This is a genomic window from Nocardia sp. NPDC050412, assembly GCF_044458825.1.
GTDB lineage: Bacteria > Actinomycetota > Actinomycetes > Mycobacteriales > Mycobacteriaceae > Nocardia.
In genome coordinates this window covers 302,231-322,567 of sequence record NZ_JBITIJ010000007.1, presented here as the reverse complement: position 1 = coordinate 322,567, position 20,337 = coordinate 302,231, and the positions used below count along the sequence as shown (strand labels likewise).

Sequence of the window (20,337 nt, the reverse complement as noted above, 5' to 3'; positions counted from 1 at the left end):
GAAGCGCTGGTCACGCCCAGTATGGAAACCATGACGAAAACGAGCTTCGGCGATCAGATTCACCAGATGTGGCAGTCGCGGCCCGTCCGGTTGCCGCGGCAAGGTCCGATCGCGGGCGTCGCGGCCGGATTCGGGCAGCGATACGGGATCGATCCAGTGCTCGTGCGGGTCGCGCTCGTGGTGTCGACGATCTTCGGCGGAGCGGGCATTGTGCTGTACCTGCTCGCCTGGCTGCTGTTCAGCGAGGCGGGGGATCAGTCCTCGGCGGCCGAGTCGCTATTCGGCAAGGGGCACAGCTCGCAGTCGCAGACCAAGACCATCGTTCTGCTCGTGGCACTGGCCATCGCGGTCAGCACCATCGGACCGGTCGGCGTCGGACTGGCCGGCTCCGGCATGATCAGCATGGCGCTGATGCTGGCCGGTTGGTGGATGCTGCATATGCGAAACCCACAGCCGCCACCCGGCACGAGTTCACTCGGCGGCTTCGACGGCGGTCTCACCGCGACCGGCTACCCCGGGGCCGTATTCCCGCAGCGCACGATGCCCGGCGACTTCTACGCGCCGGAGACCAGCATGTACACGCCGTACACGAAGTTGCCGGACGCATATGTTCCGGACGCTCCGGCCCAAGCGGCACCTAATACCCCTGCGCAGCAGCCAGGTTCGGACACAGTTCGCTTGCCGGACGCCGAAAATGGCGACGCCGAAACCGAACTGATCGAAAATGACGGCACGCCAATCGACGCGGGCGCTACGCCAGCCGATCCAGACACCGTCCTGCTGGGTAAGGAAGATGCCGACACCGTCCTGCTCGACAAGGGCAACGTGGAAACCACGGCACCACCCACCGAGACCACAACGTCCGACAACGGAACAACGCCGGGAATTACCGCCTCCGCCTCGCCGCACACGACCGGCGGACCGTCCGGCGCGAGCGCAACGTCCAACACGAGCGCGACGTCCAACACGAGCGCGACCTCCGGCGCAAGCACAACCTCCGGCGCAAGCACAACCTCCGACGCAAGAACGACGGCCGACGAGAGCACGGCGTCCGGCGCAACAGGTCGCGACACCGCACAACCTGCCGCAACGTCCGGCGCGAGCGACACCGACTTGGAAAGCGGCGGTAGCTCATCGCGAACCGAATCCACTTCGCGCACAAGCACTCCCCCATCCCGTACAACGGCCGCGACACCTGCGCACCCCGCCGGACTCACCCCACCCTCCTGGGACCCCCTCGGCGTAGCCCCACTCGCCTGGGATCTCCCCGAACCCACCCCGACCCGCACCATCGTCGCGCCCCCGCCGAAGCGCCCCCGCTCCCGGCTCACTCCCGTGGTCCTCGGCCTGGCCATCCTGGCCGCCGCCGGCGCGGGTGCGCTGGCCGCCTCCGGCGTCGAATGGATGACTCCCGGACGCATCGCCGCGGTGGCGCTGGCGGTGATCGGGTTGGGTCTGGTCATCGGCGCATTCCTGCGCCGCGGCTTCGGCCTGCTCGTACTGACCGCACCACTGGCCGGATTCGTGGTGCTGGCCTCGATGCTCGGCCCGATCGAATTCGACAGCGCGACTATCGGCGATCGCACCTGGGCGCCGACCTCGATGACCGACCTGTCCTCGAAGTACGAGTTGACCATGGGAACAGGCACATTGGATCTGCGGTCGCTGAAGCTGACCGAGAACCGGGCCGTCGAGGTCGCGGTTGGGCTCGGCGATGCCGAGATCCTGCTGCCCGAGGGTATGGCGGTACGCACCGATTGCACCGTCAACCTCGGAGATGTCAACTGCCCCACCGGTATTACCGGTCCGCATGCCGACGGCGCACCGGTGCTCGACCTGAAAGTCCATGTCCGGACCGGCAATGCGGAGGTGCACCGTGGCTGACCCCACCGATGACAACGTCACCAAGCGAGGGCCGTCCGTCTCCCTGCTGATCGTCGGACTGCTCGCCCTCGGCGTGAGCATCTGGGCCTTCATCGGCCCGGCCACCATGACCGCCACCGGTGTGGCCTCACTCGGCTGGGTCGTCGTGATCTCCGCCATCGTGGTCGGCATCCTGCTGGTCATTTCCCCGCGCAGCCCCCGCTGATCACACGAATGGCCCGTCCCGGACGGGCCATTTCTTTCTGGAGGAGCAGAACACCAATGCCCAAGGAACAGTTCGACATCGACGACGACCCGACCGACCATACGGGAATCCCGATCGGCCGCTTCATGCCACTGACACCGAGCCGCAGTTACCTCGGCGGCGGCTTATTACTCGGGCAACTCATCCTCGGCCGCACACCGCCCGCCCACAACGAATCCCGAGACCACTACTCCATATAAGCCGGGCAGCCCAAATGCTCACTGATCCGGTCGAGTAGCCGCTGCATACTCACCCGCTGCTTGCCTTCGACACCCCGTGCGATCATCGGCACTATCCACCGCGCACTGGTCGCGACGTTGAACATCTGCTGGATCACCCGAGCACCCTTCGGATGCGGCAACACTCGACATTCGGCGCGAAACCATCGCTGCCCCTCGACGGCGAGCATCGCCTGCGCCCGATCCACCTGGACCCGAATCCCATTGGGATCGCCGGCGATCGCGGCCCGGAATTCACTCGGGCCGCCGCGCAACCGCATCCCGGGATCGGGCCCGTCGGCGAGGAAGAAGGCGTTGTCCGGACCGACCGGGCCGGCGCTCACCGCGGTGAGCAGCGCGGCCACCACCCCACACGGTGCCTCGACGACCGCGTTGACGGTGCAGAGCGGCTTCTTCGCTGCCATCCGGACCCCCTGGGGAACTGGTCTACCCGGCTGACGGTACTCCCGGAATCCGGCAAATCAGGCCCGATTGCGGGGTCACTCCCATTCGATGGTGCCCGGCGGCTTGCTCGTCACATCGAGGACAACCCGATTGACCTCGGCCACCTCGTTGGTGATGCGGGTGGAAATGCGCTCGAGTACGTCATAGGGAAGCCTGGTCCAATCCGCGGTCATCGCGTCCTCGCTGGAGACCGGACGCAGCACGATCGGATGACCGTAGGTGCGGCCGTCGCCCTGTACACCGACACTGCGCACATCCGCGAGCAGCACCACCGGGCACTGCCAGATCTGGCGGTCCAGTCCGGCGGCGGTCAGCTCCTCGCGTGCGATGGCGTCGGCCTGCCGCAGCGTCTCCAGACGGTCCGCGGTGACCTCGCCGACAATGCGGATAGCCAGGCCGGGCCCCGGGAAGGGCTGGCGGGCAACGATTTCCTCGGGCAGCCCGAGTTCGCGGCCGACCGCGCGTACCTCGTCCTTGAACAGCAACCGCAGCGGTTCGACGAGGTCGAACTCCAGATCGTCGGGCAGACCGCCGACATTGTGATGGCTCTTGATATTCGCGGTGCCGCTGCCGCCACCGGATTCGACGACGTCCGGGTAGAGCGTGCCCTGCACCAGGAACTCGACCTCGGGCTTGGCGCCGCCGCTCTGTTCGACGACGACCTCGGAGACCGCATCCTCGAACGACCGGATGAACTCCCGGCCGATGATCTTGCGCTTCTCCTCCGGATCGGTGACGCCCTTCAGCTCACCGAGGAACTTGTCCACCGCGTCGACGGTCACCAATTTGGCACCGGTCGCGGCGACGAAGTCCTGCTGCACCTGCTCGCGCTCCCCCGCCCGCAACAGGCCGTGGTCGACGAATACGCAGGTCAGCCGGTCGCCGATGGCGCGCTGCACCAGTGCGGCGGCGACCGCGCTGTCCACACCGCCGGAAAGCCCGCAGATCGCGTGGCCGTCGCCGATCTGCTCGCGCGCCGAAGCGATCAGCGATTCGGCGATATTGGCCGGGGTCCAGGTGGGAGGGATTCCGGCGAGTTCGTGCAGGAAACGGCTGAGCACCTGCTGACCGTGCGGCGAGTGCAGCACCTCCGGGTGGTACTGCACACCGGCCAGCTTGCGGGCCCGATTCTCGAATGCGGCGACCGGAGCACCCGCGCTGGTGCCGGTGACCTCGAAGCCCTCGGGCGCGTCGGTAACCGCATCGCCGTGGCTCATCCACACCGGCTGTTTGGTCGGCAGGCCACCGTGCAGCAGACCGCCGTCAGCACTGAGCTCGGTGCGGCCGTATTCGCGGGTGCCGGTATGCGCGACGGTGCCGCCGAGCGCCTGGGCCATGGCCTGGAAGCCGTAGCAGATGCCGAAGACCGGAATGCCGAGATCGAACAGCCGCGCGTCCAGCTGCGGCGCGCCCTCGGCGTACACGCTGGATGGTCCGCCGGACAGAATCACCGCGAGCGGCTGCTTCTCGGCGATCTCATCCACGGTGGCGGTATGCGGGATCACCTCCGAATACACACTCGATTCACGGACCCGCCGGGCGATCAGCTGGGCGTACTGTGCGCCGAAGTCGACGACGAGGACCGGTCTCTGAGTTTCTGCCACTCGAACAGTTTAGTGAGGGGCTGAAATCGTCCCGCGCGGCCCCGCACCGCTGGTTATCCTCATGCCGTGCCCTTCGCCCGCGCGATAGACGCCGACATCCACTACGAGGACAGTGGCGGCGACGGTCCGGTGGTCTTACTAGCACACGAATTCTTCATGGACCGAACGATGTTCGCATCCCAGATGGCCGCGCTCGCACCGGAATTCCGGATCGTGTCGTGGGATGCGCGCGGACACGGCCGCACCAGGGACGAGGGGCTACCGTTCACCTACTGGACCGCCGCGCGCGACGCCCTTACCGTGCTCGATCATCTCGGCGCCGAACGCGCCGTGTTCGGCGGCACCGCGCAAGGGGGATTCACCGCGCTGCGCACCGCGCTCATCGCACCCGAGCGGGTTTCCGCACTGATCCTGATCAGCACCGAAGCGCACGGCCCGACGCCCGAACAGTCCACTGCGACCCAGAAATTCCTGGACGAGTGGTACGACGACGGCTCCCGGCAGGAGGCCGTCGAACAGCTCGCGTACTGGCTGATCGGCGATGACGAGTGGTACCGGGCGATCTGGACCAAGCGCTGGCTGGCCCGCGACCGCAGCGGCATCGAGGTCGCCGCGGGCTGTCTACTCGGCCGCGATTCGGTATCGGACCGCCTATCCGAAATCACCTGTCCCGCCTTGGTGATTCACGCCACCGACAGCGGTATCGCCCGCGACCGCGCCCAGCAGCTGGCCACCGGTCTCCCCGCAGCGCAGTTCGTCGAGATCGCCGGCGCACGACTCGCGGTCACCATGACCCACCCCGAACCGGTCAACCACGCCATCCGACAGTTCCTCCGCGAGCAGTCCGTCCCCACCCACGCCCGCTGACCCCGCCGGCTCGGAGAGCCACCGTTCGACTACTGTCGGCGAATGGTCAGGCGTGGACGCTCAGGCCGACCCGCTGGAATTCCTTGAGGTCGGAGTAGCCTGCCTTGGCCATCGAGCGACGCAGGCCGCCAACGAGATTCAGTGAGCCGAACGGGTCGTCGGAGGGGCCGTACAGCACCCGCTCCAGGCTCGGACGCACCGTCTCGCCGGTATCACCGGACAGCTCGCCGCCCAGATCCCACGGATCCTCCACGTGCAGCAGCGAACCGCGCGGCACCGACGGATGCGCGGCCGAGGACGGCCAGTACCAGCCGCGGCCCGGCGCCTCTGCGGCCAGGGCCAGCGGCACACCGAGCATGGCGGCATCGGCGCCACAGGCGATGGCCTTGGCCAGCTGACCCGAGGTGGCGATATCACCGTCGGCGATCACGTGCACATAGCGTCCGCCGGTCTCGTCCAGGTAGTCGCGACGCGCGGCGGCGGCATCGGCGATGGCCGTCGCCATCGGCACCCCGATGCCGAGCACCTCGCCGGTGGTCGTCGCGCCCGGATAGGAGCCGTAGCCCACGATGACGCCCGCGGCGCCGGTGCGCATCAGATGCAGCGCGGTCTTGTGATCGCTCACGCCACCGGCCACCACCGGCACATCCAGTTCGGCGATAAAGGTCTTGAGGTTCAACGGCTCACCGTCGCCGACGTGTTCGGCGGAGATGATGGTGCCGTGCACCACGAGTAGGTCGATCCCGGCCTGCAGCAGCGCGGGGGTCAGCGCGCGTGCGTTCTGCGGGCTCACCCGCACCGCCACCGTCACACCGGCGGCCCGCACCTGCGCGACCGCGGCGGCCAGCAGATCCGGCTGCATCGGCGCGGCATGCAATTCCTGCAGCAGCCCGATGGCACGTTCGTAACCACCCTTGCCGACAAGTTCGATCAGCTGGTCGATCTTCGCGGCGACATCGGCGTGCCGGGCCCACAGTCCCTCGCCGTTGATGACGCCGAGTCCACCGAGCCTGCCGAGTTCGATGGCGAACTCCGGCGAGACCAGCGCATCGGTGGGGTGTGTCAGGAACGGGATCTCGAATCGGTAGGCGTCCAACTGCCACGCCAGAGATACCTGCTTCGACGAACGAGTCCGCCGCGACGGGACGATATCGACATCGTCCAGTTCATAGGTACGCCGGGCGGTCCGACCCATACCGATCTCGACCATGTCGCGCACGCGTGCTCCTTAGTTTCGGCCGCGCGCGGCGCGGCGTGTTCACGGCTCTGTTGGATTAGCAGCACCCGCAGCACTGCGTGTTCGCTCGCCCGTGGTCCCGCTGACCCGGTCGAGCGACCTGCGTGCAGTCGCCGCGTCCGAGCCGTCGAGACTCGCGACTGCGTCGCATGGGCTTCGACGATCCGGCTGCCACGCCGCGAGGGTCGCTCGCAAGGACCCGCTCCGTCGTGGTCGCATATCGAGCCGTCGATCGCGAACAGGCGACTACGTCCGGGGGCGCGGGCCGGGACTCGTGGTCCCGTCCCTACGCCTCGCGAGGCCGTGGGTTATGCACCTCGATGACCGCGAACACGGTCAATCATGCACGGACCATCCCGTCCAGTACACAACCCGTCAAGCAGGCTAGCCGCGACCAGTGTAGTTGGGCGCCTCGACGGTCATCGTGATGTCGTGCGGGTGGCTCTCCTTGAGCCCCGCCGCGGTGATCTGCACGAACTGTGCCTCCTGCAGATCCGCGATGGACTGCGACCCGGTGTAGCCCATGGCCGCGCGCAGCCCGCCGACGAGCTGATGAATCACCTGGTTGACCGGTCCACGGAAGGGCACCCGCCCCTCGATGCCCTCGGGCACCAGCTTGTCTTCGGCGAGCACGTCGTCCTGGAAGTAGCGGTCCTTGGAGTAGGACTTGGCCTGCCCGCGGCCCTGCATGGCACCCAGCGATCCCATGCCGCGGTAGCTCTTGAACTGCTTGCCGCCCACCAGGATCAGCTCACCCGGCGACTCGGCGGTACCGGCCAGCAGCGAGCCGAGCATCACGGTGGACGCGCCCGCCGCGATGGCCTTGGCGATATCACCGGAGAACTGGATGCCGCCGTCGGCGATCACCGGAACGCCGTACGGCTTGCACGCGGCAACGGCCTCGAGAATCGCGGTGATCTGCGGGGCGCCGACACCGGCGACCACGCGGGTGGTGCAGATGGAGCCGGGACCGACACCGACCTTCACCGCATCCGCACCCGCCTCGACCAGCGCGGCCGCACCGGCCCTGGTGGCCACATTGCCGCCGACGATCTGGATGCGATCGCCGACCTCGGCCTTGACCTTGGTCACCATCTGCAGCACACCGGCCTGATGACCGTGCGCGGTATCGACGATGAGTACGTCGACCCCGGCATCGGCCAAAGTCATAGCGCGCGACCAGGAGTCCTCGCCGACACCGATCGCGGCGCCGACGAGCAGGCGGCCGTCACGGTCCTTGGTGGCGTTCGGGTACTGATCGGTCTTGACGAAGTCCTTGACCGTGATGAGTCCGCGCAGGCGGCCGTTACCGTCGACGATCGGCAGCTTCTCGATCTTGTGGCGACGCAGCAGACCTAGCGCGGCCGCGGCGGTGACGCCCTCCTGCGCGGTGATCAACGGCGCCTTGGTCATCACATCGGCCACCCGACGGTTCTGATCGACCTCGAAGCGCATATCGCGGTTGGTGATAATGCCCACAAGCGCGCCGGTCTCATCCACCACCGGCAGGCCGGAAATGCGGAAGCGGGCGCACATCGCGTCGACCTCGGCGAGAGTGTCGGTGGGGCGACAGGTCACCGGGTCGGTAACCATGCCTGCCTCGGACCGCTTGACGGTCTCGACCTGCGCGGCCTGATCGGCGGCGGCCAGATTGCGGTGCAACACACCCATGCCGCCTGCGCGCGCCATTGAGATGGCCATCCGCGCCTCGGTCACGGTGTCCATGGCGGAACTGCAGAGCGGGGTGCGCAACCGGATCTCGCGGGTCAACTGGCTGGAGGTTTCCACCGAGCTCGGGATGAGATCCGAAGCGGCCGGCAACAACAGCACATCGTCGAACGTGAGGCCGAGCATGGCGATCTTGTTCGGATCGTCACCACCCGTAGGAGGGCGGACCGCGATTCGTTCGCCCGATACGGGATTACTCATTCGGATCGACTCCTCCTGGACGTCGAAAGCAACGAACGCCGGGGTGGCCGGCGTCGTGGAAGCTGATGGGATGGACGGTGGCGGCTCCGGCAGCGCTGTCGGATACTGGCCGGGGCCTGTCACCATGGTATCTGTCCCGCAAACACGCCGATGAACTGAGCCCACCACCGAAACTGGCGCGCCACATAGCTGGCGAAGACCACCCTGTTCTGCGTACCGTGGGGGTGTGCGTGACCATCTACCACCTGGCTTGCCGCCGGATCCGTTCGCCGGAGACCCCTCCGACCCGTCCGCCGCGCTCGATGCCATCGAGCCCGGTGAACCGCTGGATCCCCACGAGCGCCTTGCGGTCGAGGAGGATCTCGCCGACCTTGCGGTGTATGAGGCACTACTAGCGCACCGCGGCATCCGAGGACTCGTGGTCAGCTGCGAAGACTGCAGACAAGATCACTACCATGACTGGGATATGCTGCGTGCCAATCTGCTTCAGCTGCTGGTCGACGGCACGGTGCGCCCGCACGAGCCCGCCTACGACCCGATGCCGGAAGCGTATGTCACCTGGGATTACTGCCGGGGATACGCGGATGCCTCGATGAATGAGGCCTTCCACGGCGACGGATTCGACGGGTTCGACAGCTGACATCACGCGCGCCCACACAGTGTGCTGACGCGCGCGCGATGTGAAATAGCTGACATACAAGAAGCCGACCGCCGCCGGTCGGCGATCGGTTCATGCACGATTATTCGGATGCCCGCGCACCCACGCACGCGCGGAAGTGGCGGATATACATCCGCCACAGCGCTTCTACTGGATCGAGCGCTTTTCACGAACCGAAGCGCTGTTGGAGTGTCGACTCCGATTAAGTGGCCGGCCCCGATCCGGGCAAACCCGGCAAAGTCGGCAAACCGGTGGGGACCACGAAGGGCGGCGGCTGCTGATGAGTCGGGGGTTGCACGGGCGGGCCACTGTCCACGCTCGGCACGACCCCCGTGGGCTGGGTCCCCACCGCGGTGCTCGGCGGAGCCTGGCTCGTGTGACTGGGCTGTGTCGGCGGTTCCGGAGTAGTCACCGGCGGCTGGGTTGTCGGCACTGTCGACTTACCCGGTGTATTCGGTTCCGTCGTCGGCGCCTTCGTATCGACCGGCGGTGCCACCGCGGAGGTCGAACCAGTACCGTCCGAAGGCTTGATGGTCGACGAGTTGGTGCCGTCGGTTGTTGCCGGATTGGGCGTCGTCGTCGATGTCGTGCTCGCCGCGAACGACTTCCCGATCTCCGGAGCGATCTTGTTCAACTCCGCGAGCAAGGCGTTGAATTCGTTGATTCGCTTGTCCCGCTTCACCGGATCGTCGATCAGCTCGGCATTCGCCTTGGCGCCCTCCAGCCTTGCCCTCGCCTGCTCCGGATTGTCCTGAGCGAGCATCACTTTCGCATTGGCCAGATCGCTGTCGGCGCGCTGCACCACGGTCGACTGCGCCTGTTCACTGAAAACGACTTCCTTGACCCGCCAGAGCGGATCGCCGGGAGCGGCGCCATAGGAGAACGCCGACAGACCACCGATGACCAGAGCCAGCGCGGCAGCCGTCCCGAGAATCGGACGGATAAGCCGTAGTCGCCCACCGGACTGCGCACCGATACGGACCTGCCGGGCACCGATCTCCTGGTTGACCGCCGCAACGATCTCATCGAGGTTCGGCCCGCCGGGCAGCGGCGGAGAAATCAGCTCCGCTCGCCAGTCCGCAAGCAGCGAGGCGAGCTGAAACTCCTCCGCACTGTCGGTCTGTACCTGCCCGTTGCTAGCAATGGCATCGATCAGCGCATCGTCTCTGCGCACCGCAGCGATGTCCACCGGACCGGTGTCACCACTCCCGGCGTAGGGACCGCTATTTCGCGATCCACGTCGCGCCTTCCAGTCGCCCCGACCGCGCTCGCCATCCCTAGCCATACATTTCACCTGCCCTCGCCACTTGTGACTTCAGTTTCGCGAGCGCCCGGTGTTGGGCGACGCGTATCGCACCCGCCGTACTGCCCACGGCGACTGCGGTTTCTTCTGCTGACAAACCCATGACCAAACGCAGGATCAGAATCTCTCGATGCTTCTCCGGAAGCGTCGCGAGCAGGGTGTTCATCTGCCTGCTCGTTTCGGACTCGAGAGCTCGCTGTTCCGGCCCCTGGTCGGTGGATATGACATCTGGTACTTCGGCCATTGCCTCCGCCTTGTTACGGGCGGCGTTGCGATGAGCGTCGGCAACCTTGTGCGAAGCGATTCCGTATACGAAGGCCATGAAGGGCCTGCCCTGGTCCTGATACCGGGGCAGAGCTGTCATCACGGCCAGACATACCTCCTGCGCAACGTCGTCCGCGGAGAGCTGTCCACGCTCCGCGGCGCCGATCCGCGCGCGGCAATAGCGCACCACCAACGGGCGGACCAATTCGAGTACCTGGGCTAAAGCGGATCTGTCGCCCTGCGCAGCGGCAGCGACGGCGAGGTCCAACTCTTCGCCCGTGTTCGTCATCGTCAGAGAATTTCCTGGCGTTACAAGTGGCACCGGCGGTGATGACCAGTGCTTCCGCCGAAGGGGCGGAACGGGTCTAACAATAGCGATACAACCCGTGGATCCGGGCAACACGGTGGTGTCTTGATCAGACGCGGGAATCACTCATGGGACGAAAGCGCCCGCCACGACGGCCGATGGTCTGCGCGCACCCCTGCGCCTCGGCCGCGGCCGCGCTTGCGTGAGCCCCCGTGCACACCCCGGAGCGCAACATCGAACTGGCCCAACGCAATGGGAGCAACCCGTGCTCGCGGCACTGCTCGGCTACCGCATCGGCGAGCGTGCGCGCGCGTTCGGTATCGCCGGATGCCGCGGCGGTCGCGGCTACCAAGAGCCGGGACTTGACCCGGTGTCGGACCGACGGTGCGTCCTCGGCCAGCGCGAGGGCCGTCGCGGCGTGGGGTGCGGCGGCGCCGGCGGCGCCGGAAGCGAGTGCGGTCTCCGCGCAGACCCAATGCCAGCGGATCAGGGTCCGCCAGCCGTGCGGCGACTGCACCACGGTCATCGCGTCATGGCTGCGCCGGAGCAGGCGGGTGGCGAGCGCCAGGCGGCCGGTGCCCAGCGCGTCGGCCGCGAGACCGGTCAGCGCGTCACAGATCGCGTCCACGCGAGCGGGCCCGACCGCATCGCCCGTAGGCAGGATCAACGCTGCCGCGCGACCGTCGTGGACGGCGGCGCGAGCATGCCAGCCGAGCTGACGCAGAAACGAGCCTTCGGTACTCGCGGCCAGCGCCAGCAACACCGGATCGGTGGTGCGCTCGCGCAGCGTCCGCAACTCTGCGCGTGCCGCGGCATACCAGCCCTGACCACCGAAAATCACCGCCCGGTACCAGCAATCGAGCGGGTTCGTGGCGGCTGGCAACTCGGTAGCGGCACGGCCGGGGTGGGTACCGAAAGCCGCGTCGGCAAGCATGGCGGACTCGATATATATAGGGGAAGCAGGCACGAGCACGGCCGAACTCTAACCCGAGCGCCGCATGTGACCCCGCACGAGAAACCGTCCGTCAGGTACTTCCGGCTAATATTGAGCATTTCATCGCCGTAGCCATGTTTCCACCAAGTAAAAGTACTTCCGGCAATCACTTAGCTTGTGTGACCGGAATTCACATGCGTTTCGCGCAATTAACCTGAGCGCCCCGTTTCTGCCATCTCCGATCGACCGGACATCGCAACGGCCCGCCGACGGTGTGATAGGACCCACGTTCGCGCCTACTCGCTACCAACCGGGGATGCCACCGCCTACCCGTTCCCACCTGCGGGAATGCGGAATACTGACGCCATGCGAAGACACCCCAGCCTCTGGTCAACCGATCAGTATTACCGGACGGTCCCAAAAAGTAAACAGCTTCGAGGTTAAATTTCGCAGCTTAAGATTTAGAAAACTGCTGCATCGAACTATTGACGGAATTTCGCGGCTGGACCTAACGTAGCTCATCGCCACGGTCGGCGCCGCGCGAAATTGCAGCGACCGCAATAGGCGAGCCCATGGCACGCCGCCGACCCAGCGCCGTGGCCACAACTGTTGCAGAACAACTGCTCGACAACGCTGACGAGCTCGCACCACGAGGAGTTCACCATGCCCATGCCGACTCACCTCCCCGGACCGAACGCGGACGTCTGGGACTGGCAGATGCGGGGATCCTGCCGAGGCCAGGATTCCGCGGTGTTTTTCCACCCCGACGGTGAACGCGGCCGCGCGCGTACCGCACGCGAGATGCGCGCCAAGGAGATCTGCCGGGCCTGCCCAGTGCTCATGCAGTGCCGCAGCCACGCGCTCAAAGTCAGCGAGCCCTATGGCATCTGGGGCGGTATGTCCGAAACCGAGCGCGAGATGCACGCCCGGCGCAACCGTCGTCGCATGGCCGTTTGAGACCAACTTCTTCCCATCCATGTGGCGCGGCGCGCCGAATGCCTAGCAAACACCCGGCGCTGGCCACAAGCCGAAGTCGGTTGTACATACGGTGTTTCGCGAAAACCATCGGCGTGTCACGGCGTGTTCCCGCCAGAAACGTCTGGCGCGTCGAGGTTTACAGGGAAGTTGCTGGCCCGCATACGGTCCGCTGATACCCCACCGCACGGGGTTCGATAGCGGCCCGCTACGGTAGTGACCGATGACACAGAATGGAGCGTTGTGACAACGCGGCCGCCGGCCGCAGAGGGCGACTCGTTCCGAAGAGAAGCCATCCCACCCACCGTTGCTTTCAACGGAGTGGAATCTGCGGTAACGGCACGCGCCGCCGAAAGTATCGAGCTCGCCGCACTTCTCGAACGTTGCGGCCGGTCCGACCAGCAGGCATTCGCCGAGCTCTACGACCGAACGTGCGCTCGCGTGTTCGGCCTGGTGCTACGCGTCCTGCACGATCCCGGCTACGCGGAGGAGACCACCCAGGAGGTGTATCTCCAGATCTGGCGGACCGCGTCCAGTTTCGACGCGAACAAAGGATCCGCGGTGACGTGGTTGATGACCCTCGCACATCGACGGGCCGTCGACCGTGTCCGCGCCGAACAGGCCCATACCCTGCGCGAAGTCGCGTATGGCATAAGGGTTCTCGGTAACGAGTTCGATGAGGTCACCGAAGAAGTGGAGCGGAGGCTCGAGCAGCAGGCCGTCCAGGCGGGTCTAGGGACATTGACACAGACTCAGCGGGAAGCCATTTCGCTCGCCTACTACGGCGGGCGAACCTACGCGGAAGTCGCCGACTTCCTCGGCGTAGGGTTACCGACCGTTAAGTCCCGTATACGGGACGGATTGACACGACTGAAGAAAAGTTTGGGGGTGACGTGAGATGAACGAAGCTCGGATCGATCTCGCGCACGCCGTCGCGCTCGGATCGATCGACGACGAAGACCACAATGCGGTACAGGAAGTGCTCGACGGCGAGGACCCCGCACTACGTGCGGAATTCGTGACCGAAGTCCAGCAAACGGCCGAAGTCCTCGCCGCTCTCGCGCAGGCGTCGGCGGCCACGCCGCCCGCCGCCCTACGCGCCAGATTGCTCGCCGCCATCGCCGCTGAGCAGCCACCCGTCGCCTCTTGATCCGCTCTTCCCGTCATCCCCCACGGGATAATTGATTTCGCTGGCACATGGGTAACTCGTCGGGTACGCCCAGAAGTCGGCTCGAGACCAACCGTCGGCCAGCGACGAAACTCTCGACGCCACCCAGCTCGTCGGGAACAGGCCCGAGGATGCGGGGAGCCGCGATTGATATTTTTCGACTTGTTGCGCGGTATTGCGTTCATATTGTTCACAAAACGAAGGCCCCCGGGACGTACGGTCCCGGGGGCCTTTTGCCGTCGGCCTGCGCTCAGTGCGCGTGACCGTGGTGGCTGTGGTCGTGCTCCTCTTCGGCGGGCTTCTCGACCACGGCGCTCTCAGTGGTGAGGATCATCCGGGCCACCGACGCCGCGTTCACGACAGCGGAACGGGTCACCTTGACCGGGTCGACGACACCGTCGGTGAGCAGATCACCATAGGTGAGGGTGGCGGCATTGAAGCCCTCCTTGCCCTCGGCGACCTTGCTGACTACCACGGAACCGTCCACGCCAGCGTTGGTGGCGATCCAGTACAGCGGCGCCCGCAGTGCGGTACGCACCGCCTCGACGCCGATGGCCTCGTCACCGGAGAGCGAGTCGCGCAGTTCGACGAGCTTGGCGGCGGCGTGCGCCAGGGCGGTGCCACCACCGGGCACGATGCCCTCGTCGACGGCGGCCTTGGCCGCGCTCACCGCGTCCTCGACCCGGTACTTGCGCTCCTTGAGCGCGGTCTCGGTGGCCGCGCCGACCTTGATCACCGCGACGCCGCCGGCCAGCTTGGCCAGGCGCTCCTCGAGCTTCTCCCGATCCCAATCCGAATCGGTGGCCTCGATCTCGCGCCGCAGCTGCGCGCCGCGGGCCGCGATGTCCTCGGCGGTGCCGGCACCATCGATGATCGTGGTGTCATCCTTGGTGACGACCACGCGACGCGCCTTGCCGAGCACCTCGATGCCCGCCTCGCGCAGCGAGATCCCCAGATCCGGGTTGACCACGGTGCCCGCGGTGACGACGGCGAGGTCGTCGAGGAAGGCCTTGCGCCGGTCACCGAAGAACGGCGCCTTCACCGCAACGGCCTTGAGGGTCTTGCGGATCGAGTTGACCACCAGGGTGGACAACGCCTCGCCGTCGACGTCCTCGGCGATGATCAGCACCGGCTTGCCGGATTCGGCGATCTTCTCCAACAGCGGGAGCAGATCGGGCAGCGAGCTGATCTTCTCCCGGTTCAACAGGATGTAGGCGTCCTCGAGGACGGCCTGCTGGCTGTCGGCATCGGTGATGAAGTAGGGCGAGAGGTAGCCCTTGTCGAACTGCACGCCCTCGGTGACAACGAGTTCGGTCTGCAGCGTCGAGGACTCCTCGACGGTGACGACGCCGTCCTTGCCGACGGTGGTCAGCGCCTTGCCGACCATTTCGCCGATCTCCTCATCGCGCGAGGAGACGGTGGCGACCTGTGCGATTGCCTGCGCACCGGAGACCGGGGTGGCCAGCGCGAGCAGCGCCTCGGAGACCGCGTCGGCGGCCTTGGCGATACCCGAACCGACCGCGATCGGATTCGCGCCCGCGGCAACGTTCTTCAGACCCGCGCGCACCAGCGCCTGGGCCAGCACGGTGGCGGTGGTCGTGCCGTCACCTGCGACATCGTTGGTCTTGGTGGCGACGCTCTTGACCAGCTGCGCGCCGAGGTTCTCGAAAGGGTCCTCGAGGTCGATATCGCGTGCGATGGTGACACCGTCGTTGGTCACGGTCGGGCCGCCGAAGGCTTTGGCGAGCACGACGTGGCGACCACGCGGCCCGAGGGTGACCTTCACCGCGTCGGCGAGCTTGTCGACGCCGCGCTCGAGAGCACGACGAGCCTTCTCGTCGAACTCGATCTGCTTTGCCATGTGTTTGTCAGCTCCTGTGTGTTCTGGGCCGAACGCACTCCGCCCCGGGTCGCGAAAGACACCGGGGCGGAACGCATGTGCCTATCGGCTACTTGGTGACGACGGCCAGGATGTCGCGCGCCGACAGGATGAGGTATTCCTCGCCCTGGTACTTGATCTCGGTGCCGCCGTACTTGCTGTAGATGACGACGTCGCCTTCCTTGACGTCGACCGGGATGCGGTCACCCTTGTCGGTGACGCGTCCTTCGCCGACGGCGATGACGGTGCCCTCCTGCGGCTTCTCCTTCGCCGTGTCGGGGATGACCAGGCCGGAGGCCGTCGTCGTCTCGGCCTCGTTGGCCTGGACGAGGATCTTGTCCTCGAGCGGCTTGATGTTCACGCTCGCCACGTTGAGCCCTCCACTTTCAGGGGATTTACGGTCGTCCGGAACTGTTGTCCCGGACCATCGGTATCGGTGTTGTATCGAGCGCCCCGCATACAGTCGCCGGTCACTCGAACTCGACCCTGCGCATCAGCCCCGTCGTCGCGGGTGCCGGGACCCCTGCTCAGTAGTCGAACTGGCACGCACATCACACAGTGCCGACTAGCACTCTATACATGAGAGTGCCAGCGCTCAAGGTTGGACTGTGCCAAAATCGTTGGTCTCCGCCCAAGCGTGTCGTTTTCCGACACGTGTGCGCCACGCCACGCCCAGATGTCTGAGGGCTTCCCAAGACTTCGGCAAATCTGTAACGTTCGGATAACGGATTGTGACAGTATTGACGACGGCCGTGTTCCGCTCGCCGTGTTCGTCACGAACCGGCGCCATGGGGGAGCGCAAAGCGTCACGAAACACCCAGTGCCACAGAGCAATACCCGCTCCGCAAGAGCAAGATCAGCGTCAGTACCGAGTTCGAACAGCGTCACAACACCAGCGTTTTTCCACAAGAAGCTTCACCAGAGGGCAAGACCACACGTGATCCATGGCCGTCCCAGCGACCCATCCGGACAACGGGTCGGCCCGGTCCCGCGTCCGGATCGCTCGCCATCCACGCGAGCTGTCCGGCTGTCCATTCGAGATGGTCGGCGACACCATGACCATCCGCTCGAAGGGAGGTGACATGCGAACATCCCTCGGCATATCGGCCGGTAACGAGGTCGTGTGCTCGGCGCTGGTCGCTACCGCGTCCAACGGCGCACAGAGTTTCGACTACCGAGTGGTTTCCGCGGACGCGGCCCACTCCGATCTCGGCGATCTCGTGGCGTCCTCGATCGAGCTGATGACCACCCAGCTTCCGACCACGCAACTCTCCTATGACGTGGCGTTTCCGGCGCATCCGGTCGGTGCGCGCTTCGCCGGTGCGAAATCGATCGGTGTCGATTCCGCCGCCGGTCGCCCGCCCACCAGCGTCGCGGTCGCCTACCGCAGCAAAGAGCAGGCGCAGGTGATCCGGTCGGCCACCGGCAAACAGCGCGACCTGCGGCTGGTGCCGGAAGGTACTGCGGCACTTACGTATTTGCGGCACACCGGACTCGTGGACCGCTACGATACGGTCGCCATCGTCGATCTCGGCGCGACCGGTCTCAGCATCACAGTGGCCGACCGGGCCGACTCCACCATCCTGCGCACCGAACGCACCCCGGCGGTCAGCGGCAACGCCATCGATGAGCTGATCTATCACCATCTCGTCGATCTGCACTACGCCCGGCGCGGCACCCGACCCAACCGGGGCATGCTGACCAATCGCGGCCGCGCCGCCAAGGAACATCTATCGATCGCGCCCGCCGTGACCATCGACCATGTCGCCGGGCAGCCGCTCAAGCTGACCAGGGCCGACTTCGAGGAACTGATCTCGGATCTGCTACGCGAGACCGCCGTCTTCGCCGCTGCGGCATTCGCGCGGGCCCCGAAATTGCCACAGGCCGTAATCGTGATCGGCGGCGGGGCCAATATTCCCGCCGTCCTGTCCACCCTCGAACACGCGTTGGACATTCCGGTGCACACCATCGACGATCCGGAGGCGGTGATCGCGAAAGGCGCCGCGCTGGTGGCGGATTCGGCACAACCGTCGGTATTCCCGGTGGTCGGCGCCGCCGACGCGCCGGTCGGTACCTTCACCAAGGTCGTCGGCACGCTGGCGGGTGCGATCGTGGTGGTCGGGCTGGTCATCGGCTACGGGGTGAAAACCTTCGCGCCGACCGGGGACGACGAGATCTCCCCCGCGGGCACCACGAGCAGCGCCCAACTACCCACGGCGCCGGTGACGGTGGTGCCACCGACCGGTGCGGGCACTTCGACCACCGGCCCGAACCGGGAGAGCACCAACCGGCCCTCCGGCGCCAATATCCCCTCACTCACCCCGGACCGTAGCCAACCGGCCACCTCGACCGCCTCGTCGCCCGTCGGGACCACCCCCGCCGCGCCGACGCTGCGCCCGGATCCGAACCTGCCGCCGATCCCGTTCCCCGAGTTACTCGGACCGCTGTTCGGAAATCCGAACTCGCCGGGTGCAGGGTCGTCGGGGCAGGACCGCGGTCCGGCGTCAGCGCCGCAATCGGGGCCGACACAAACACCTGCGCAGTCACGAATCCCATTCCCGCCCAAGGCGAATTCGGGGTCGAGTGCGGGGCAGTCGGGGCACCAGGTCGGGCCCGACGACTGAGGTCGCGCTCCGTAGGACCAGGGCAGCGACCGAGCGGGCACTAAGGACCGGGTGCAGTTGCTCCGTGGCCGCGTAGGGCGCGACCGTCCCTGCCAACGGGCACCACCCAGGGCGCACGACTGGACAGATGACCACGTGGAAACCATGGCGGCAAACCGCGACCGCCCTCAGTGCCATCTGATCTTGATTGTGTCAGCGCTCCCTAGCGCAGGGGTCAGCCGACTTGGCTGACGGAGACCGGGAGGCCGGGGTCGGTGGCGACGGTCAGGGCGGATGGGAGTGCGCCGCCGGCGATTACGTGGGCGCCGAGCGCGGCGATCATTACGCCGTTGTCGGTGCACAGGCGGGGTTTGGGGACGCGCAGGCGCAATCCGGCTGCAGCACAGCGATCTTCGGCCATCGAACGGATCCGGGAGTTGGCGGTGGCGCCGCCGCCCAGGACCAGGGTGTCGACGCCGACGTCCTGGGCCGCGCGCACTGCCTTCATGGTGAGTACGTCGGCGACCGATTCCTGGAACGATGCCGCGATGTCCGGGATCGGCAATTCATCGGCGGTGAAACCGTTGCGCTGAGCCGCCTCGACGTAGCGGGCGACAGCGGTTTTCAGGCCGGAGAAGGAGAAGTCGTAGCGGGGATCGCGCGGGCCGGTCATGCCGCGCGGGAAGGCGATGGCCTTCGGATCGCCATGTGCCGCAGCGGCATCCAGCGCCGGTCCGCCCGGGAAGCCGAGGCCGAGTAGCCGGGCGACCTTGTCGAAGGCTTCGCCCGCCGCGTCGTCGACAGTGCTGCCGAGTTCGACGATCGGCTCGGCCAGATTCGTGACGTGCAGCAGATGCGTGTGCCCACCGGAGACCAGCAGCGCGACGCACGGCGGCATCGGGCCGTGCTCGAGGGTGTCCACCGCGACGTGTCCGCCGAGATGATTCAGCGCGTAGAACGGTACATCCCACGCCGCCGCATAGGCTTTCGCGGCCGCGACGCCGACCAGCAGCGCACCGGCCAGTCCGGGTCCGATGGTCACTGCGAGCGCATCGGGCTTGCTGATGCCCGCGGCGGCGAGTGCTCGGCGCATCGCGGGCACGATGGCCTCGAGGTGTGCGCGAGAGGCGATCTCCGGGACCACACCGCCGAAGCGGGCGTGCTGTTCGACGCTGGAGGCGACCTCGTCGGCGAGCAGTTCGCAGGTGCCGTCGGGGTGTCGACGCACAATGCCGACTCCCGTTTCGTCGCAGGAACTTTCGATGCCCATGACGATCACGACAGCACCTCGTTCGGTTGTGCCGATTCGGCAGGCCGCGGGCGCCAGGCCGGGTTCGCCGCTAGTTCCGGTCTGCGCATGGTGTAGGCATCGGCGCCGCTGGGGTGGTAGTAGTTCTTGCGCAGGCCGATGATGTGGAAGCCGTGCTTGGCGTAGAGCGCGATGGCGGGGGCGTTGTCGGTGCGCACCTCGAGGAAGACCGGCCCGCCGCGCTTACCGGCCTCGGCGAGCAGCGCCTCGAGCAGCATCGTGCCGATACCGCCGCGATGGCAGCCGGGATCGACACCGATGGTGTGCACCTCGGCCTCGGGATGTTCGGCATCACCGAGTAGCGCGATACCCGCATAGCCGACCATCCGCCCGGCCTCGTCGCGCGCGACGATATAGCGGTTGTGCGGCCCGGCCAGTTCCGAGCGGAAGGACACCGCCTGCCACGGATCGTCCTCCGGGAACAACAATTGCTCGAGTTCGACACAGCGCTCGATATCCACAACGTCCATGGGCTCGATGCGCATCACG

At 66.5% G+C, this 20,337-nt stretch carries 20 protein-coding genes; 9 read left to right on the top strand and 11 right to left on the bottom strand.

The genetic code is table 11. From position 1 onward, the window contains the following. Nucleotides 1-30: 30 nt before the first annotated feature. The 3 genes from ACIBI6_RS21600 to ACIBI6_RS21590 are packed head-to-tail and all read left to right on the top strand — an operon-like array spanning nucleotide 31 to nucleotide 2,328. Entirely contained in the window at nucleotides 31-1,884 is a 1,854-nt protein-coding gene (locus tag ACIBI6_RS21600) for a PspC domain-containing protein (RefSeq protein ID WP_396957475.1), read from the top strand. After that, nucleotides 1,877-2,089 (top strand): hypothetical protein, encoded by a 213-nt coding sequence (locus ACIBI6_RS21595; RefSeq protein WP_364346315.1) that lies wholly within the window; start codon nucleotides 1,877-1,879, stop codon nucleotides 2,087-2,089. The genes ACIBI6_RS21600 and ACIBI6_RS21595 overlap by 8 nt, the downstream gene beginning before the upstream one ends. Nucleotides 2,090-2,145: 56 nt before the next feature. After that, entirely contained in the window at nucleotides 2,146-2,328 is a 183-nt protein-coding gene (locus ACIBI6_RS21590; protein WP_364346313.1) for a hypothetical protein, read from the top strand. Here ACIBI6_RS21590 and ACIBI6_RS21585 read toward each other — a convergent pair. Both ACIBI6_RS21585 and guaA read right to left on the bottom strand, forming a co-directional pair. Next, nucleotides 2,316-2,771 (bottom strand): hypothetical protein, encoded by a 456-nt coding sequence (locus ACIBI6_RS21585; protein WP_364346311.1) that lies wholly within the window; start codon nucleotides 2,769-2,771, stop codon nucleotides 2,316-2,318. The genes ACIBI6_RS21590 and ACIBI6_RS21585 overlap by 13 nt on opposite strands. 75 nt (nucleotides 2,772-2,846) lie before the next feature. After that, on the bottom strand, nucleotides 2,847-4,415 hold the full coding sequence (guaA, locus tag ACIBI6_RS21580; protein ID WP_396957474.1) for a glutamine-hydrolyzing GMP synthase: 1,569 nt from the start codon (nucleotides 4,413-4,415) through the stop codon (nucleotides 2,847-2,849). A 66-nt stretch (nucleotides 4,416-4,481) separates the two neighbouring features. Here guaA and ACIBI6_RS21575 point away from each other — a divergent pair, with 66 nt between their 5' ends. Next, nucleotides 4,482-5,282 (top strand): alpha/beta fold hydrolase, encoded by an 801-nt coding sequence (locus ACIBI6_RS21575; protein ID WP_396957473.1) that lies wholly within the window; start codon nucleotides 4,482-4,484, stop codon nucleotides 5,280-5,282. Between the two features lie 46 nt (nucleotides 5,283-5,328). Here ACIBI6_RS21575 and ACIBI6_RS21570 read toward each other — a convergent pair whose 3' ends face one another. Both ACIBI6_RS21570 and guaB read right to left on the bottom strand, forming a co-directional pair. After that, complete coding sequence (locus ACIBI6_RS21570) at nucleotides 5,329-6,501, bottom strand: GuaB3 family IMP dehydrogenase-related protein (RefSeq protein WP_364346305.1); 1,173 nt, start codon at nucleotides 6,499-6,501, stop codon at nucleotides 5,329-5,331. A gap of 402 nt (nucleotides 6,502-6,903) precedes the next feature. Beyond that, nucleotides 6,904-8,448 (bottom strand): IMP dehydrogenase, encoded by a 1,545-nt coding sequence (guaB, locus tag ACIBI6_RS21565; RefSeq protein WP_364346303.1) that lies wholly within the window; start codon nucleotides 8,446-8,448, stop codon nucleotides 6,904-6,906. Nucleotides 8,449-8,674: 226 nt separating this feature from the next. Here guaB and ACIBI6_RS21560 point away from each other — a divergent pair, with 226 nt between their 5' ends. Next, entirely contained in the window at nucleotides 8,675-9,088 is a 414-nt protein-coding gene (locus tag ACIBI6_RS21560) for a DUF5319 domain-containing protein (protein ID WP_040686729.1), read from the top strand. 220 nt (nucleotides 9,089-9,308) lie between these two features. Here ACIBI6_RS21560 and ACIBI6_RS21555 read toward each other — a convergent pair whose 3' ends face one another. From ACIBI6_RS21555 to ACIBI6_RS21545, 3 genes are all read right to left on the bottom strand, one after another. Then, nucleotides 9,309-10,391 (bottom strand): anti-sigma-D factor RsdA, encoded by a 1,083-nt coding sequence (locus ACIBI6_RS21555; protein ID WP_364346300.1) that lies wholly within the window; start codon nucleotides 10,389-10,391, stop codon nucleotides 9,309-9,311. Beyond that, on the bottom strand, nucleotides 10,384-10,962 hold the full coding sequence (locus ACIBI6_RS21550; protein ID WP_364346298.1) for a sigma-70 family RNA polymerase sigma factor: 579 nt from the start codon (nucleotides 10,960-10,962) through the stop codon (nucleotides 10,384-10,386). Before ACIBI6_RS21550 ends, ACIBI6_RS21555 begins: the two co-directional genes overlap by 8 nt. A gap of 127 nt (nucleotides 10,963-11,089) precedes the next feature. Then, entirely contained in the window at nucleotides 11,090-11,953 is an 864-nt protein-coding gene (locus tag ACIBI6_RS21545) for a hypothetical protein (protein WP_396957472.1), read from the bottom strand. A gap of 624 nt (nucleotides 11,954-12,577) precedes the next feature. Between ACIBI6_RS21545 and ACIBI6_RS21540 the strand changes: the two genes are divergently transcribed. The 3 genes from ACIBI6_RS21540 (at nucleotide 12,578) to ACIBI6_RS21530 (ending at nucleotide 14,039) form a co-directional block, all read left to right on the top strand. Next, nucleotides 12,578-12,871, top strand: coding sequence for a WhiB family transcriptional regulator (locus ACIBI6_RS21540; RefSeq protein WP_014981828.1), 294 nt, complete (start codon nucleotides 12,578-12,580; stop codon nucleotides 12,869-12,871). A gap of 339 nt (nucleotides 12,872-13,210) precedes the next feature. Next, nucleotides 13,211-13,786 carry a sigma-70 family RNA polymerase sigma factor gene (locus tag ACIBI6_RS21535; protein WP_364346538.1) on the top strand — a complete coding sequence of 192 codons (576 nt, stop codon included), beginning with the start codon at nucleotides 13,211-13,213 and terminating at the stop codon, nucleotides 13,784-13,786. A gap of 1 nt (nucleotide 13,787) precedes the next feature. Beyond that, complete coding sequence (locus tag ACIBI6_RS21530) at nucleotides 13,788-14,039, top strand: hypothetical protein (protein WP_364346293.1); 252 nt, start codon at nucleotides 13,788-13,790, stop codon at nucleotides 14,037-14,039. 268 nt (nucleotides 14,040-14,307) lie between these two features. On the opposite strand, the gene groL is transcribed toward ACIBI6_RS21530, so the two are convergent. After that, nucleotides 14,308-15,918, bottom strand: coding sequence for a chaperonin GroEL (groL, locus tag ACIBI6_RS21525; protein ID WP_396957471.1), 1,611 nt, complete (start codon nucleotides 15,916-15,918; stop codon nucleotides 14,308-14,310). A gap of 88 nt (nucleotides 15,919-16,006) precedes the next feature. Then, nucleotides 16,007-16,306, bottom strand: a complete 300-nt coding sequence (gene groES, locus ACIBI6_RS21520) for a co-chaperone GroES (RefSeq protein WP_040686722.1) — start codon at nucleotides 16,304-16,306, stop codon at nucleotides 16,007-16,009. Nucleotides 16,307-17,018: 712 nt separating this feature from the next. Between groES and ACIBI6_RS21515 the strand changes: the two genes are divergently transcribed. Continuing rightward, entirely contained in the window at nucleotides 17,019-18,560 is a 1,542-nt protein-coding gene (locus ACIBI6_RS21515; protein WP_364346288.1) for an Hsp70 family protein, read from the top strand. A 214-nt stretch (nucleotides 18,561-18,774) separates the two neighbouring features. Here ACIBI6_RS21515 and tsaD read toward each other — a convergent pair whose 3' ends face one another. Both tsaD and rimI read right to left on the bottom strand, forming a co-directional pair. Continuing rightward, nucleotides 18,775-19,818, bottom strand: a complete 1,044-nt coding sequence (gene tsaD, locus ACIBI6_RS21510) for a tRNA (adenosine(37)-N6)-threonylcarbamoyltransferase complex transferase subunit TsaD (RefSeq protein WP_364346286.1) — start codon at nucleotides 19,816-19,818, stop codon at nucleotides 18,775-18,777. Beyond that, nucleotides 19,815-20,333, bottom strand: a complete 519-nt coding sequence (rimI, locus tag ACIBI6_RS21505; RefSeq protein WP_364346284.1) for a ribosomal protein S18-alanine N-acetyltransferase — start codon at nucleotides 20,331-20,333, stop codon at nucleotides 19,815-19,817. Before rimI ends, tsaD begins: the two co-directional genes overlap by 4 nt. Between the last annotated feature and the right edge of the window lie 4 nt (nucleotides 20,334-20,337).